1 pseudogene is annotated in these 501 nt (G+C 32.1%); it reads left to right on the top strand.

The features are described 5' to 3' along the window. Positions 1-501: pseudogene (locus C6H25_RS08635) on the top strand (hypothetical protein); the annotation flags it as partial.

A 501-nucleotide genomic window follows, 5' to 3' on the forward strand; every position in this document is an offset into this window, starting at 1 on the left:
GGGGGGGGGGGTAACACCTCTCTTTTAGGTAACACAGAATTAAAAAGCCTTTATAAAGATGTTTCTAGTCAAATCACAAATTTACAAAAACAAATAAAAGCTTTAGGTAATAATCCTACTCAAGCACAAAAAACCCAACTCGCTCAATTAAAAATCCAAGAACAAGCTATCAATACCTTAAAAGCTATTCAAAATGACCCTAGCTTACTTAAAAACTCTCAAATAGATAAAATAGCTAAAAGCTTACAATTAAATGCAGGTTTAACACAAAATGGTGTAGGGATTATGAGTTTAGGATTAGTGTTGGCTCAGAGTAATGAATTATTACAACTTATCAATCCTAGTCAAGTTAGTAGTAATCCTAAACAAGCTACGCTTATAGCAAGTAATCATTATGCCTTAGAGAGTAATGCTAATTCAAATGTAGTTGATAGTTTGTCAAAATTAAGGAAGCAATCGTTTGAGGGGTATTTGAGAGATTATTTGGAAACACTAAAAAGT

It is taken from the genome of Helicobacter cetorum (assembly GCF_900198405.1).
Lineage (GTDB): Bacteria > Campylobacterota > Campylobacteria > Campylobacterales > Helicobacteraceae > Helicobacter > Helicobacter cetorum_C.